Source organism: Pseudomonas sp. Mb7 (assembly GCF_054790525.1).
This window is the reverse complement of sequence record NZ_CP186501.1, coordinates 3,451,101-3,467,610: the sequence shown is the minus strand read 5'-3', so window position 1 is coordinate 3,467,610 and position 16,510 is coordinate 3,451,101. Positions and strand designations below refer to the sequence as shown.

The 16,510-nt window shown below is 62.8% G+C and carries 9 protein-coding genes; 5 read left to right on the top strand and 4 right to left on the bottom strand.

Features of this window, described 5'->3' with window-relative positions; translation table 11 throughout:
* The first annotated feature begins 294 nt into the window (after window positions 1–294).
* A complete protein-coding gene (locus tag ACOYXH_RS15535; RefSeq protein WP_077573617.1) occupies window positions 295–459 on the top strand; it encodes a metallothionein in 165 nt (54 codons plus the stop codon).
* Window positions 460–484: 25 nt separating this feature from the next.
* On the opposite strand, the gene ACOYXH_RS15530 is transcribed toward ACOYXH_RS15535, so the two are convergent.
* Complete coding sequence (locus tag ACOYXH_RS15530; RefSeq protein WP_095050997.1) at window positions 485–757, bottom strand: hypothetical protein; 273 nt, start codon at window positions 755–757, stop codon at window positions 485–487.
* A 39-nt stretch (window positions 758–796) separates the two neighbouring features.
* Window positions 797–1,024, bottom strand: coding sequence for a DUF6555 family protein (locus ACOYXH_RS15525; RefSeq protein ID WP_093433873.1), 228 nt, complete (start codon window positions 1,022–1,024; stop codon window positions 797–799).
* A gap of 136 nt (window positions 1,025–1,160) precedes the next feature.
* Here ACOYXH_RS15525 and ACOYXH_RS15520 point away from each other — a divergent pair, with 136 nt between their 5' ends.
* The 3 genes from ACOYXH_RS15520 (at window position 1,161) to ACOYXH_RS15510 (ending at window position 3,329) form a co-directional block, all read left to right on the top strand.
* Window positions 1,161–1,934: an AraC family transcriptional regulator gene (locus tag ACOYXH_RS15520; RefSeq protein WP_095124418.1), complete on the top strand. Its 774-nt coding sequence runs from the start codon at window positions 1,161–1,163 to the stop codon at window positions 1,932–1,934.
* A gap of 234 nt (window positions 1,935–2,168) precedes the next feature.
* Complete coding sequence (locus ACOYXH_RS15515; RefSeq protein WP_007969534.1) at window positions 2,169–2,342, top strand: DUF1427 family protein; 174 nt, start codon at window positions 2,169–2,171, stop codon at window positions 2,340–2,342.
* Window positions 2,343–2,372: 30 nt separating this feature from the next.
* Entirely contained in the window at window positions 2,373–3,329 is a 957-nt protein-coding gene (locus ACOYXH_RS15510; RefSeq protein WP_258708513.1) for a quinone oxidoreductase family protein, read from the top strand.
* Window positions 3,330–3,451: 122 nt separating this feature from the next.
* On the opposite strand, the gene ACOYXH_RS15505 is transcribed toward ACOYXH_RS15510, so the two are convergent.
* Both ACOYXH_RS15505 and ACOYXH_RS15500 read right to left on the bottom strand, forming a co-directional pair.
* Entirely contained in the window at window positions 3,452–4,474 is a 1,023-nt protein-coding gene (locus ACOYXH_RS15505) for a purine-nucleoside phosphorylase (protein WP_460413249.1), read from the bottom strand.
* A 15-nt stretch (window positions 4,475–4,489) separates the two neighbouring features.
* Window positions 4,490–5,449: a nucleoside-specific channel-forming protein Tsx gene (locus ACOYXH_RS15500; RefSeq protein ID WP_460409767.1), complete on the bottom strand. Its 960-nt coding sequence runs from the start codon at window positions 5,447–5,449 to the stop codon at window positions 4,490–4,492.
* A gap of 512 nt (window positions 5,450–5,961) precedes the next feature.
* Here ACOYXH_RS15500 and ACOYXH_RS15495 point away from each other — a divergent pair.
* Complete coding sequence (locus ACOYXH_RS15495) at window positions 5,962–16,485, top strand: autotransporter-associated beta strand repeat-containing protein (protein ID WP_460409766.1); 10,524 nt, start codon at window positions 5,962–5,964, stop codon at window positions 16,483–16,485.
* Window positions 16,486–16,510 lie beyond the last annotated feature (25 nt).

The following is a 16,510-nucleotide window of genomic DNA, read 5'->3' as shown; positions in this document are numbered from 1 at the left end:
GAAGCAAACCGTAGGCGATGCCCCCGGATGGACACCGTAGCGAGGGAACACTGAGCCTCAGCGAAGTGCCGTACGCCAGGGGCAAAGCCTTTTGCTTACTTTTCGGCGTCTGGAAAAGTGAGTCGCTGTAAGAGCGAAACCGCCAGCGGCAACACCCGCAGCAACGGATATGCCCCCAATCCCAATCCCAATCCCAAACAAAATCAAAAGATCGCAGCCTGCCGCAGCTCCTACACTGGGTGTTAGGGCTTGCCCTTCAAGCCCCAGACAACCCCCACCCAAGGAGTCTGTCCCATGCCCGATAGAAAATGCGACTGCCCCAACTGCAAATGCACGATCAAGGAAGGCGATCATGCCTACGCCGTCCACGGCAAACACTATTGCTGTGAAGCCTGCGCTCACCACCACAAGAGTGGCGAAGAGTGTTCAACCAAGGGCTGTAAATGCGCCCACGGATGACGAACGACGCATAAAAAAGTGGAGCCTAATCAGGCTCCACTTCCAGTTTCAGACTTTCATCGTCCATCCGTTCGGTATGCCGCACCGTGCCCTGCAGCCTTCGCCCCTCAACCCTGACCACGACGGTTTTCGCTTGATCAAGGTCTTCCGGCAGCGGTGCCGGAACTCGCAACGCGAAGCGAAACGGATCATCTACGACCGCCTCCAGCCCAACGCGGCAGTCCACGCTTTTGGTTATACGCCCGAACAACGTATCAAGGCCATAGTCCAGATGTGCCGGGCTGTTGATGTTGGTCATGGTGCATTCCCCCGAATGATGCCGATCACCAGGCTGAGCTTAGCTGGTCGGTCGCCACACGACGTTTTCCACGCCGAATTTTTCTGCCATCGGCTTGCTGGTCTTCTGCACCTTCTCACGGCCAAAGCGCGGGATGCGACCGACGCCGGCGTCGCAGCTCGCCCAGTGCCACGCCTCGACATTGTCCATCTTGTCCGAGCGGATAATGAAGGACTTGGGCGTGCCGTGGAGGGTGTATTCGATGACATAGAGTTTTGCGTTGTTCATAAAGCCCGTATTCCTCCCTGTAGTATTAGAGGGATCGCGGCGCACCGGGAAAATTCATTCGGATTGTCCGACGGTCTCTATCGTTGGCGACGCCGTGGCGCACTGGGTACCATGGTTTCCCCGCCAACCCCAATGAATGCTCGCCATGGCCCTTGCCGCACCGCCCGATCTCAGCGATACCGATGTGCCCGTGCAACCGCTCGCACGCACGTATCCGCGCGGCTTGTTTATCGAGCCGCATGAGCATGTCTGGGGTCAGTTGCTGTATGCGATGAGCGGGGTGATGTGGGTCGAGACCCCGCACGAAGCGCTGGTGGTGCCGCCGCAGCGCGCGGTGTGGTTGCCGCCGGGGGTGCCGCACGGGATTCGGGTGGTGTCGGATTTGCAGATGCGCAATATCTACCTGCGTCCGGCGCTGGCGGCGACGCTGGACACGACGGTGCAGGTGATCGAGGTCGGTGGTTTGTTGCGCGAGTTGATTGTCGGGCTGGTGGAGCAGGGCGACAGCGGTGAACCGGCCTACTACGAGGCGTTGGTCGGGCTGGCCTTGCTGGAACTGAAACGCGCCAGGCGTTCACAGTTGAAGATCCCGATGCCGGATGATTCCGATCGGCGTTTGATGAACCTGTGCCAAGCGGTAATGGCAGCGCCGTCGCTGGAGATTCCGTTCGAGCAGCACGCGGCAAATGCCGGGGCCAGCGTGCGCACGCTGGCGCGGTTGTTCAAGGACAGCCTCGGCATGGGCTTCGCCGAGTGGCGGCGGCAGGTGCAACTGGCGACGGCGGTGGCGGAACTGATTCAGGGCGTGGCGGTGAGTGTGATTGCCCGGGAGCTCGGCTATTCACCCAGTAGCTTCAGCGACATGTTTCGTCGCGAACTGGGCGTCGCCCCTTCGCAATTCACTCTGTAACGACGCTATATCCTGAACCTACACAGAACCTTGTGGGAGCTGGCTTGCCAGCGATAGCGGTGTGTCAGCCGATGAGGATCGGATGTACAGGCCTCATCGCTGGCAAGCCAGCTCCCACAGGGTTTTGTGGTGACTGTGGTTGGTTTGTCCGAAATTCAGAAGTCCTTGGCCGATGCCAACCTCGCCGACTCCCTAAACTTTGCCCATTCCTTTCCACGGGCGGAGTTCCTCCCCATGAATTACCTGATTTCGCTAGCCATCGGTCTGGGCGTCGGTCTGTTGTACGGCGCGCTGGATTTCCGTTCTCCGGCGCCACCGGCTATCGCGCTGGTCGGTTTACTCGGCATGTTGGCCGGTGAGCAGTTGTGGCCGATGGGCCGGCAACTGGTCGCGGGCTGGCTGTCCTGAAATCCCTCTTTTCCTTCGGTGGATGTCCCCATGAAAGCACTGCAATTCGATAAAACCGGCGATCTGTCTGCCCTGCGTTACGTCGAGGTGCCGACCCCGGTACCCGGCGCTGACGAAGTGCTGGTGCAGATCAAGGCTGCCGGGCTGAATCCCAGCGATGTGAAAAACGTCCTGGGTCGTTTCCCCTACACCACGCTGCCACGGATTCCCGGTCGGGATTTTGCCGGTGTCGTTGTCGAAGGCCCGCAGGCCTTGATCGGTCAGGAAGTCTGGGGCACTGGTCGTGAGCTGGGCTTTTTTGCCGACGGCTCCCATGCGCAGTTCGTCAAACTGCCGGCCAATGGTGTGGCGCACAAACCTTCGCATCTGAGTTTCACCCAAGCCGCCAGCCTCGGCGTGCCGTACACGACGGCGTGGGATGCTTTGGAACGCAGTCTGGTAACGGCCGAAACGCGTTTACTGGTGATCGGCGGCGGGGCGGTGGCCACCGCTGCTTTGGCGCTGGCGAAAGTGCGCGGCGCGCAGTTGCTCGCGGCGGCGCGGCGCCCGGAGCAGGTGGCGGAGTTGCAGGCGCAGGGTTATCAGACGATTCAGCTGGATAAACCCGAAGACCTCGGTGCGCAAGTCAATGCGGTGTATCGCGGCGGCGCCGATGTGATCTTCGACACCACCGGTTTCTGGCTGCCGGCGTCGGTGGCAGCGTTGGCAACTTTCGGACGGATCGCGATCATCGCCGCGCCGGTGGATGGGCATGTGCAACTGCCGGCACTGGCGCTGTATCGCAAGGGCGGTTCGGTGGTCGGAATCAATTCGTTGTTGTATGGCGTTGAAGCGTGTGCGGCGATGCTCGAGCAGTTCGGGCGGTTCTTTGATGAAGGGTTGTTGCCGTTGCCGCAAGGGTTGGTCGAGGCGCCGTTGGCCGAAGGCCTGGCGCGCTACGCCGATGTGAATCAGGGCAGCGGTGACAAGGTCATCCTAATTCCCTGATACACCGCAAAACCCCTGTAGGAGTGAGCCTGCTCGCGATTGCGGTGTATCAGTCACCCATGTATCAACTGACACACCGCGATCGCGAGCAGGCTCACTCCTACAGTAGATCGGTGTCGGGCTCAGGATTGCGGGACGCCGTTTTCCCACGCCGACCAGTTTTTCAGTATGTCCTGCACCAGCGGATTCCCCGCGCGATAGAGGTTTTCCAGCGCCGGCACGAAGCCGCCCTGATCGGCGTATTTGAGCAGGTTATCCACTTCACTGCCGCCCGGCTCAGGACGGTCAAAGTCGGAGCCGGCACGCACCACGGCCAGACGTTGCACGTCGACCAGACCTTCGCGACTGGCACGCAGCAAGGCTTCATAGGTGGAGTTGTCTTCCTGCTGCGTCGTGCAGTATTCGCCCTTGTTATCGGTCAACAACTTGGTCCAGACCTCGGCCCGTTCGCTCAGGCGCGTGCCGGAGAACCAGGTGTTGCCGGCCAGTGTGTCGCAACGGGTCACCACCGGTGGTTGATTGGCCGGGGCCGACGGGTATTTCAGGCGCCACGCGGCGGATTCCTTGCTTTCGCTCAGCTCAACCTTGTGGCTCAGGGCGAACGCCTTGGCCTGCAGTTTCGGGTTGAGTTCAAAGACTTCGGTCTTGTAGTCCAACGGTGGTTTTTCGTTCGGGCCTTTGGTGTTGATGCCCAGGTAACCGGTCGGCCAACTCGACGGCGCATCGCGCGAATCGATCTCCCATTGCGTGCCGAACTCCACCAGATAATGCGCCCACGCGGCGGTGCCGATAGTCCCGTGTTTCGGGCTGATGCCGGCGATACCGGCGATCAGGAAGTAACTTTTGCGCAGGTCGAATTTCGGCGACAGCGCCAACGCCAATGTCGAGGCGGCGGCGTTGGTCTGGCCCATGCCGGTTGTCAGCAGGCACACCTGCTGGGTGTTGCAGCGGATGCTCGGGTACTCGGCGGACAGGCCCGGCACGCGGATTTCCTGCTTCAGTTCCAGGCGATCGATCCAATGCTGCGCCTCGGGGGCGAACATGGTGATCAGCACGACTTTCGGTTGCATCGGTGCTTCGGCGGCCCACGCGGTGGAGGAGAGCACGGCCGCACCGGCCAGGGTCAAACGCATCATTGCTTGCATGGAAAACTCCTTGATTCAGAACTGATAACCGACGCCGGCGTAGTAACCCCAGCCGTTGGAACGCGCGCGGAAATTACCGTCGCCAAAATTCAGCTCGCTACCGTCTTCCCAGTTGCCGCCGTTGTGGAAATAACGGCCGACCAGGGTGAAGCGCAAGTGCGTGAACGAGTAGAGCAGGACGTTGGTCGCCACCGTCGCATTGGCGGTGCGCGCCGGGTTGTCCTTGTGGATGTCCGAGCCGAAATCGAAGTTGGTGAAGCCGATGTAGGTCAATGAGGCGCCGTTGCTGAATTTATCGATCGGCACGATGTACTTGAGCTGTGCGCGGTAGCCGTCCCAGGAATATTCGTTGCTCGCGCCGTAGTTTTCCCACTGATAGCGACCGTAGAGGTTGGCCGACAGATTGACCCGCGAATGGGTGTCGATGTCGGTGCCGAAACCGCTGTAGAGGGTGTTGGCGCGGTTCTCTTTGCGGCTGCCGTGGTCATAGATCCAGTCGAACGCCACATACCATTCCTTGAACGGGCCGATGGCCAGGCTGCGGCCGGCGAGGTAGTCGATGGAAATGCGTGGTTCGTGCTCCATGAACACCGGCGAGCCGTGATCCCACACGCCTTTGTCGTGGCTGTTGCCGATATTGAAGATCTTCGGGATGTCGATGTAGCCGTACAACTCGAACGGGCCTTTGCGGCCGAAGTACTCGTATTCCAGATAGATATCGTCGGCCGGTTGCGGGCCGAAGCTGATGTCTTTGCTGCCGATCAGCATCAGGTCCTGGTTGTACCAGTCCGACAGGTACGCGCCTTGTTTCGGCGGGCTGGCTTCCGGGCTGAGGGCTTCGCCCTGGGCGGATTCTTCGGCTGGCGCCGGTTGCGCCAGAACGCTGTGGCTGAGAAGTCCGGTAACGCCGGTCAGTAGCAGGGAAACAGCGAGCGTGCGCGCAAACGGTGCGCGAAAAGGGCATGCGATGGGCATTCAAAGTCCTTTTTTTGCGGATCGAGGCCCGTGTTCCGTGGGCTTGTACGGTTTTGTTACGAAAACGTTGGTATTGACGTTACGCAAACGTTTGCACAAGGCGTACCAGTTTTCTCAATGCTCTGAAATATCGATGAATTCGCAAATTTAACTGACGGACTGATCAGGTATGCCTGCTCACCGCAAAACCCCTGTAGGAGTGAGCCTGCTCGCGATAGCGGTTTATCAATAAAACGTGGGCTGACTGACACACCGCCATCGCGAGCAGGCTCACTCCTACAGGTTCTGCGACAGGCTGAAGGCCCATGGATACGGGCTGAAACGCTGATTCCAGACCCCTCTAGTATTAAAGTATTAACACCATTTAATCCGTGCCCCATTGCCGGGCGTCTACTAGCGTTGTCCCCAATAACGCGGTTTTGTGATGACCGTCGCAGTCTTGATTCGCGTGTGGAATAAGCACGGTTCTGCGCGCCCTCAAGGAAGAAATTGGCCACGACAAGGAGTAGCCCGTGGAAGCAAGGTTTGGTGTCGCCCTCGTTTCGCGTTTTTCCCCTCTTTCCCTTGCTGTGCACTTGAGCGTCGCCGGGCTGCTGTTCGGCGGCGTCAGCGCACCTGCGCTGGCCACGTGTTCCACGGCAGGTTCCACTGTGACCTGCACCGGCGTGCCGAGTCTGCCGCTGTTCCTCAACAACTTCTCCAGTGCCACCAGCGGTTTGACGGTCAACGTCAACAGCGGCGCGCAGATGAACGCGACCCTCGGCGGCCATGTGATGGACCTGACCGGGGTAAACATCTCCCTGAACAACTCCGGCACCCTCGACCCGGCGCTACTGGGCCTGGTCTCGGTGTTGAGTGGCGGCGCATTCATTGGCACCGGTGCGACCAGTACGGTCAGTGTGCTCAACAATGCCAGCGGGATCATTCGCGGCACGGGCATGTTGCTCGGGCTCAACCTGACCAGCATCGACGGCCTCGGGATTGCGGTGAACAACGCCGCTGCCGGCACCACTAGCATCACCAACAACGGCACCATCACGTCGACCGGTTTGTCGGTCGGCGGCATCACCCTCGCCGACACCCCGGTGGTCGGCGTCTACGGCGGTTCGCAGGTCAACATGACCAACAGCAGCACCGGTGTGATCAACGGCCGGATCGCGTTCGAAACGTCGGCGGCGGGCAATACCTTCACCAACGCCGGTGCGATTACCGGCGGTGTGTCGATGGGCGCGGCGAGCACCAACACCTTCACTGCGGTGACCGGCTCCAGCGTCAACGTCGGTGACGGTGTACAGATCAGCGTCGGCCTCGGCGGTTTGATCGGCATCAACCTGACCTTCGCCCCGACCGGTACGGTGGATGGCGGTGCGGGCGGCACCAACAGCCTGATCCTGCAAAACCCGGCTGGCGTCGGCGGCGGTATCACCGGGACTGGAACGGCATCGAGCGCCACCTACATCAACTTCAACAACCTGACCCTCAACAGCGGTACCTGGACCTTGCAGGGGCCATTGGTCAGTGGCGCGACCACGCTCAACGGCGGTATCGCGAACTTCAACAACAACGCCACCTTCGGCAGCGGTGTGCTCACCTCCAACGGCGGGGTTCTGCAGGCCAGCAACGCCGGGTTGAACATCAGCAATCTGATCTCCCTCGGCGCCGCCGGCGTCACGCTACAAGGCAGCAACGCGACCACCCTGAGTGGGGTGATTTCCGGCAGCGGCGGTTTCACCAAGGCCGGTACCGGCCAGCTTAATCTCAGCGCCGCCAACACCTATCTGGGCAACACCACGCTCAACGGCGGCACGGTGCAGGTGGGCAACAATCAGGCGTTCAGCACTGGCACGCTCAATGTGACCGGCGCGACAACGCTGAGCGCACCGGGCACCATCAGCCTGGCCAACGCCATCAGCCTCGGCGGCACCTTGACGGCTGGCGGCACCGGCGCGCTGACCCTCAGCGGCTTGATCAGCGGCAGCAGCGGCTTGACCAAAACCGGCAGCGGCAGCCTGACTGTCAGCGGCGTCAACACCGGGTTCACCGGTACCACCACCCTCAGCGCCGGCAGCCTGCTGGTGACCAACAACAACTCGCTGGGCAGCGGTGCGCTGAACACTGCCGCCGGCACCAGTCTGGACAGCACCACCAACGTTACGCTGGCCAATAACATCGGCATGACCGGTGCGCTCAACGTGCTCGGCAGCAATGCCCTGACCCTTGGCGGCGTATTGTCCGGCACCGGCGGCATCACCAAATCCGGCAGTGCCAGCCTGACGTTGACCGGCAACAACAGCAACAGCGGCAACACGCTGCTCAATGCCGGTAGCCTGTTGGTGGGCAGCAACACCGCGCTGGGCACGGGCGCACTGAATACCGCCGCCGGGACCACGCTGGATGCGACGGCGGCGGTGACGTTGGCCAACGCCGTCGCAGTGACCGGGGCGCTGACCCTTGGCGGCACGCAGGCATTGGGCCTGAGTGGCGTCGTCAGCGGTGCGGGTAACCTGATCAAGAACGGCACCGCCAACCTGAGCCTCAGCGGCAACAACACGTTCTCCGGCGGCACCGCGCTCAACGCCGGCACGCTGATTGTCGGCTCCAACACCGCGCTGGGCACCGGGGCTTTGACCACGGCAGCCGGTACCACGCTGGACGCCAGCACCGCCGTTGCGTTGACTAACGCCGTTTCGCTCGGCGGCAACCTGAACGTCGGCGGCAGCGCCAACCTGACCCTCGGCGGCATCGTCAGCGGCAGCGGCGGGCTGACCAAAAACGGCGCGGCCAACCTGATTCTCAATGGCGCCAACACCTTCCTCGGGGCGGTCGCGTTGAACGCGGGCACGATCACCGCGGGCGCCAACGCGGCGCTCGGCAGCGGCAACATCACCGTCGGCGGCGTGGCCACCCTTGACAGCAATTCCGCTGTGACACTCAACAACGCGGTCATTCTCAACAACAGCCTGGGCATTGGCGGCAGCAACGCGCTGACCCTCGGCGGGGAGATCAGCGGCGCCAGCCAACTGGTGAAAAACGGCGCGGCCAATCTCACGCTCAGCGGCGTCAACACCTACAGCGGCGGCACCACGCTGAATGCCGGCAGCCTGACGGTCGGTAACGGCGCCGCACTGGGCACCGGCGCCTTGTCGGTGGAAGGTGCGGGCACGCTCAACAGCAGTTCGGCCGTGACCCTGAACAACAACGTGATTCTCAACGCCAACCTCACCGCCGGCGGCGCCAACGCGCTGACCCTCGGCGGGGTGATCAGTGGCGGCAATGGTTTGATCAAGACCGGCGCATCCAGCCTGACCCTCAACGGCATCAACACTTACACCGGCACCACGGCGCTGAATGCCGGTTCACTGATTGTCGGTTCCAGCACCGCCCTCGGGACCGGCACACTGAACGCCTCAAACGGCACCTCGCTGGATGCCAGCACCGCCGCGACCCTGGCCAACAACGTCAACCTCGCCGGCACTCTGACCCTGGGTGGCTCCAATGCGCTGACCCTCGGCGGCGTGGTCGCCGGTATCGGAGGACTGACCAAGAACGGCGCTGCCGACCTGACCCTCAACGGCGCCAACACTTATTTTGGCAACACCGCGTTGAACACCGGCAAACTGACCGTCGGCAGCAACACCGCGCTGGGTTCCGGTACGTTGAACGCGGCGGCCAACACCACGCTGGACGCCAACACGGCCGTCAGCCTGAACAATGCCGTGGCACTCGCTGGTGCCTTGAACATCGGCGGCACGGCGAATATGACCCTGACCGGTCTGGTCAGCGGCGTTGGCAGTCTGGTGAAAGACGGCGCGGCCAATCTGATTCTCAACGCCGCCAACAACTACGCCGGCGGCACCACGCTGAACGCCGGCACCTTGACCGTCGGCAACAGCTCGGCACTGGGTTCCGGTGCGCTGACCGTCGCGGGCGCCGCGACGCTGGACAGCAACTCGCCGCTGGTCAGCCTCAACAACGCGGTCGCGCTGAATGCGGCGCTGACCGTGGGCGGTACGCAGAACCTGACCCTCGGCGGCGTGACCAGCGGCACCGGCCAGTTGATCAAGGACGGCGCGGCCAACCTGACCCTCAATGGCAATAACACGTTCAGCGGCGGCACCACGCTCAATGCCGGTACGCTGACCCTGGGCAATGCCAACGGTCTGGGCAGCGGCGCATTAATCGTCGGTGGCGCGGCAACGCTGGATAACAGCGCTTCGTTTGGCATTGGTAACGCGGTTACTTTGAACGCTGGGCTGACCGTGGCCGGCAATAACGATTTGAGCTTGAACGGCATCATCGACGGCGCCGGCAGCCTGACCAAAAATGGTTTGTCTGACCTGACTCTGGCCGGCAACAACACCTTCACCGGCGCGCTGAATATCGTCTCGGGCAGCGTCACCACGCTCAATACCAACGCGTTGGGTAACTCCTCCGGCGTCAACATCAGCGCCGGCGCCGGGTTGAATCTGGGCAGTGACGCCAGCCTCGGCGCACTGACCGGCAGCGGCAGTGTGCAACTGACCGGCAGCAACACCCTGACCGTCGGCGGCGGCAACGTCACCAGTACGTTCGACGGTGATCTCAGCGGCAGCGGCGGCTTGGTCAAAGTCGGCACTGGCACGCTGAACCTCACCGGGATCAACGGCATCACCGGCAACACCGCGATCAATGGCGGCACCGTTGATCTCAGCGGCTCGCTGGGCAGTGCTCAACTCAACGTCAATACCGGCGGCACCCTGACCGGTACCGGCTCTGCGCTCGGCGCGGTCAACATCAACAACGGTGGGCATCTCGCGTTGTCGTCGGGCAACACCTTGTCGGCGAGTGCTCTGACTCTCGGCGCCGGCAGCAACGTTGATGTGGCACTGGGCACACCGTCGACCTCATCGCTGATGAATGTCGGTGGCAACCTTACCCTCGACGGCAATCTCAATGTCACCGATGCCGGCGGCTTCGGCGTCGGTGTGTATCGCTTGTTCAACTACACCGGCAGCCTGACCAACCTCGGTCTGGACGTGGCCAGCGTGCCGGTCGGCTACGGCCTCGGCGATCTGCTGGTGCAAACCGGCGTGGCCAATCAGATCAACATTCAAGTCTCGGCGCCGAACAGCAACATCCGTTACTGGGACGGCAGTCAGACCATTGCCAACGGTGTGGTCGATGGCGGCAGTGGCACGTGGAATGCGGTCGGCACCAACTGGACCGATGCCAACGGTCTGGTCAACCAGCCGTGGGCCGGCGACTTCGCGGTGTTCCAGGGCAGCGCCGGCACTGTGACGGTGAACGGCACGCAAGCGTTCACCGGCATGCAATTCCTCACCGATGGCTACAACGTGGTTAACGGTGCGGCGGGGCAACTCACGGCGGTCAACGGCACCGGCGGCACCACTTCGTTGCGCGTCGATCCGGGCGTGACGGCGACCATCAATGCCAATATCGATGGCAGCGGCATCCTCAATAAACTCGATGCAGGCACCTTGGTGCTCGGTGGTGCCAACACTTATACCGGCGGCACGCAACTGGACGGCGGCAAGATCATCGTCGGCAGCAACACCGCGCTCGGCACCGGCACGCTGACGGCGAATGCCGGTACGCAATTGGACAGCAACGCGGCGGTGACACTGGCCAACGCGGCGACGCTCAACGGTAACCTCACCGTGGTCGGCAGCAATGCGTTGACCCTCAACGGCGTGATTGGCGGCACCGGTGGCTTGATCAAAACCGGCACGGCCAATCTGACCCTCGGCGGCAATAACGCTTTCCTCGGCCCGGTGGCGCTGAATGCCGGCGGACTGATTCTGGCGTCGAACTCAGCGCTCGGCTCCGGCACGTTGAACGCGGCGGGCGGTACGACGCTGGATGCCAGCACGGCGGTTTCGGTAAACAACGCGGTCAACCTGGCCGGCAATCTCGGCATCGGCGGCACGGCGGATCTGACCTTGGCCGGTACGGTCAACGGCGCCGGCAGCCTGAGCAAAAACGGCGCGGCCAACCTGACCCTCAGCGGCAACAACAACTTCCTCGGCGGCACCACCCTGAACGCCGGCACCCTGACCGCCGGCAGCAACTCGGCACTGGGCCTGGGCAACCTGACCGTGGCGGGCGCCTCGGCGCTGGACAGCAACAGCGCGCTGAGCCTGGGCAACAACGTTGTGCTCAATGCCAATCTGAGCAACACCGGCAGCAACAATCTGACCCTCGCGGGTGTGGTCAGCGGCGCGGGTGGCTTGATCAAGGACGGCGCGTCGAACCTGACCCTCAACGGCATCAACACCTTCACCGGCGGTACCACGCTGAATGCCGGCACGCTGACCCTTGGTACAGGCGCGTCGCTGGGCAGTGGCGCGCTGACCGTGGCCGGCGCTTCCACCCTCGATAACTCCGCGCCGCTGGTGCTGGCCAACAACCTCAACGTCAACGCGAATCTGGCCCTGGCCGGCAACAACAACCTGACCCTTGGCGGTGTGATTGCCGGCGCCGGCACGTTGAGCAAAAACGGTCTGGCCGACGTCACGCTGAGTGGCAACAACACCTTCAGCGGCACGTTCGATGTGGCGTCCGGCAGCCTGACCACACTGAGTGGCGCAGCGCTGGGCAACAACGCTACGGTCAATCTCGCGGGTGGCGCGGCGCTGAATCTCGGTGCTTCGGGCAGCCTCGCCAGCCTAACCGGCAGCGGCACTGCGCTGATCGGTACGGGCAATACGTTGAGCCTTGGCGGCAACAACGTCAGCAGCACTTTCGCCGGCATCCTCAGCGGTGACGGCAGCCTGAGCAAACTCGGCAGCGGCACCTTGACACTCAGCGGCATCAGCGATCTGACCGGCGACACCAGCGTCAACGCCGGCACCTTGCAGGTCAACGGCTCGCTGGCCAGCGGCAACGTGTTGGTCAACAACGGTGGCACCCTCGGCGGCAGCGGCACCTTGACCGGTGCCGTGACGGTGGCCGATGGCGGTCATCTGGCGGGCGTCACCGGCAGTACGCTGAACGTGAGTTCGCTGGTGTTCAACGGCAACTCAAACTTCGACGTCGGACTTGGCACACCGGTGTCCGGTGGCGGCAATGCGCTGGTCAGCGTTGGCGGCAACCTGACCCTCGACGGCACCCTCAATGTCAGCGACATCGGCGGTTTCGGCAGCGGTGTGTATCGCCTGATCGACTACACCGGCGGCCTGACCGACAACGGCATGCTCTTCGGCACGTTGCCGGGTAGCGTCAGCCCGGGCGATCTGCAACTGCAAACCGCGCTGGCCAATCAGATCAACCTGCTGGTCACCGCACCGGGCGTCACCGTGCAGTTCTGGGACGGCAATCAACTGGTGGCCAACGGTTCGGTCGAAGGCGGCAGCGGCACCTGGGGCACCGGCACCACCAACTGGACCGACGTCAACGGCACTACCAACCAGGCCTGGACCAACAGCTTCGCGGTGTTCCAGGGTGCGGCCGGCACGGTGACCGTCAACGGCGCGCAAACCATTACCGGCCTGCAGTTCGTCACCGATGGCTACAGCTTGGTGAATGGCACGGCGGGCTCGCTGAATCTGGTCAACGGTTCACTGGGCAATGCCACGGTGCGGGTTGACCCGAACGCCACGGCAACCATCGGTGTCGCGCTCAACGGCAGCGGCACGCTGGGCAAATACGACAGCGGTACGCTGGTGCTCAACGCGGCCAACGGCTACACCGGCGGCACGGCGCTGAACGGCGGCAAAATCGTGGTTGGCAACAACGCGGCGCTCGGCACTGGTGTGTTGACCGCTGCTGACGGCACGGCGCTGGACAGCAACGCGGCCGTCAGTCTGGGCAACGACGTGGTCGTCAATGGTGGTTTGACCGTTGCCGGCTCCAACGCCTTGACCCTCGACGGCGTGGTCAGCGGCAGCGGCAGCCTGATCAAGGCCGGCGCCTCGAGCCTGACCCTCAACGGCAGCAACACTTTCAGTGGCGGCACTCAACTCGCCGGCGGCACGCTGGTTCTTGGCAACAACAGTGCGATCAGCAGCGGTGCGCTCAATGTGATCGGCAATGGCACCCTCGATAGCACTTCAGCGCTGCAACTGGCCAATGCCATCAACCTTGGCGCTCAACTGACCCTGGCCGGTAATCAGAACACCACATTGATCGGTGCGGTGACCGGCACCGGCAGTCTGCTGAAAAACGGTAGCGGCGATCTCGTCCTCAGTGGCGCCAACACCTACAGCGGCGGCACCACACTGAACGGCGGCACGACGCGCGGTGACACCAGCAGCCTGCAAGGTGCGATCGTCAACAACGCAACGCTGACCTTCGAGCAAAACGCCGACGGCAGCTACACCGGTAACCTCACCGGTGCCGGCACGCTGAACAAAACCGGGGCTGGAGAGTTGCTGCTGACTGGCAACAACACCTTCACTGGCAACACGTCGGTGCAGGCTGGCAACCTGATCGTCAACGGCGTGCTCAACAGCGCCAATGTCGACGTTGCCAGCGGTGCGGGCATCGGCGGCGGTGGCCAGTTTGGGGGTGCCGTGCAACTGGCCAGCGGCGCGACGCTGCTGGGTGGCGGTACGGCAACGCCATTGTCAGTCGGTTCGCTGGCACTGTCGTCGGGGACCAATCTGGACTTCAGCCTCGGCTCGGCGGCCAGTTCGACCACGGTGGTCAATGTCGCCGGCAACCTGACCCTCGACGGTACGTTGAACATCAGCAACGCCGGCGGTTTCGGCACTGGGGTTTATCAACTGTTCAGCTATGGTGGCAGCCTGATCGACAACGGTCTGGTCTACGGTAGCCTGCCGGTGTCGGCGGCCAACCTGACCCTGCAAACCGCCATCGCCAATCAGATCAACCTGCTGGTGCAAGGCACCCCGGGTGAGGTGCAGTTCTGGAACGGTGGCACCACCAATCCGGACGGCAGCATCGGTGGCGGCAGCGGTGTGTGGGGGCCGGACACCAACTGGACCGATCCGAGTGGTACTCAGGCGCTGGCTTCAAATGGTCAGTTCGCGGTGTTCGGCGGTCAGGCAGGTACGGTTACGGTGCAGGGCAATCAGAACTTCACCGGCCTGCAATTCCTCTCCGGCGGCTACAGCCTGGTTCCAGGGGCTGGCGGTACGCTGACCCCGGTCAACGGCACGGACGGCAGCCTCGCACCGGTGCGGGTCAATGCCGGAGGGAGCGCAGAAATCTCCGCGCCGCTGGTGGGCACGGGCGGCATCGAAAAACTCGATTCCGGCACGCTGGTATTGAGCGGCGCCAACACCTACAGCGGTGGCACCACGGTCAGCGGCGGTACGCTGGTCGGTAACACCACGAGTCTGCAGGGCAATATCCTCAACAACGCATCGCTGCTCTTCTTGCAGAACTTCAATGGTCAGTTCAATGGATCGCTGCGTGGACTTGGCGCGATGCTCAAACGCGGCACCGGCACCTTGCTGTTGACCGGTGATAATCCGTTCAGCGGCACGGTCGCGGTCGATCAAGGTGTGCTGCAAGTGGGCAGCCTTGCGGCGCGCGCTTCGTTGGGTGGGCAAGTCACCGTGGCTAACGGAGCCGGCCTGAGCGGTAATGGCAGCGTCGGCTCGGTGGTCAACCATGGCGTTGTCGCCTCGGGCTCCGAAGCAGGAACGCTGAGCGTGGCCGGTAACCTGACCAATGCGAGCGACGGGGTGCTGGCGCTGACCGTCAGTTCGCCAACCGCGACACCGCTGGCCGTCGGTGGCACCGCAACCTTGGGCGGCGCTTTGCAAGTGAATTCGCTGGCACCGTTCACCGGCAACACCACGTATTCGCTGATCACGGCGGGCGGTGGCGTGAATGGCACCTTCAGCGCTGCGGACCTGCCGCAATACGCGTTCCTCAACACAGCACTGGTGTATGACGCCAACGCGGTGAACCTGATGGTCAGCCGCAATGGCAATTCGTTCGCCGATGTCGCCGCCACTGGTAACCAGTTCCGCACCGCCACCGCGTTGTCGAACAACGGCCCGGCCGGTGCGGCGTTGCAGAACGAGATCGTCAACCTCAGTGTTGCCGGTGCGCGCAATGCCTTCGACAGTCTGTCCGGTGAGATCCACGCCAGCACCGCCAGTGCCATCCTTGAGGATTCGCGTTATGTGCGTGACGCAGTCAACGATCGCATGCGCCAACCGTCATGCAGCGCGGCGGATGATCCACGTCGTGCTCTGGCGCCAAGTGACAACCAATTGAGTAGCAACGGTTGCCACGGCGAAATGGTTGGCTGGGCGCGGGCTCTTGGTGCGTGGGGTGAGTCGGATGGCGACAGCAACGCGGCGAAACTCGACCGTAACCTCAGCGGCTTCATGCTCGGCACCGACAAGCAACTCGATGACCAGTGGCGCGTGGGCATGGCCGCCGGTTACACCCGCAGCGATCTCGATGCGCATGATCGTCGCTCGGATGCCACCGTTGAAAGCTACCATCTGGCGGCGTACCTCAATTCGCAGTTCGATGCACTCGCAGTGCGCCTCGGCGCCGCGTACAGCTGGCACGACATCGAAACCAAACGCAACGTCAGCGTCGGCAGCTACAACGACCGTCTGAAAGCCAACTACGACGCGCGCAGCGCCCAGGTGTTCGGTGAAGTCGGTTACGCCATCGACGCGGGCGGCATTGCCCTCGAGCCGTTCGCCGGTCTGGCCTACGTCAACTACGACACCGACAAAGCCAAGGAAAAAGGCGGAGTAGGACGCTTGGAAGCCGATGCCGATCAAGACATCACCTTCTCGACCCTCGGTGTACGCGCCGGCAAAGTCATCACCCTGGCCAACGGCGGGCAATTCACCCCGCGCGCGGCGCTCGGCTGGCGCCATGCCTTTGGTGACACCAAGCCTGACGCTGATCTGACCTTCATCGACGGCGGCGCCTCGTTCAGCACCCAGGGCGTGCCGATCGCCAAGGACAGCGCGATTGTTGAAGCGGGGGTCGACTTCCAGATCAGCCCGACCGGCAAACTCGGCGTCGGCTACTCGGGTCAACTGTCGAACGACAGCAACGACCATGCGATGACCATCAGCTTCAGCCTGGGCTTCTGATTTAGGGGCGAAGCACTTTTAGCCG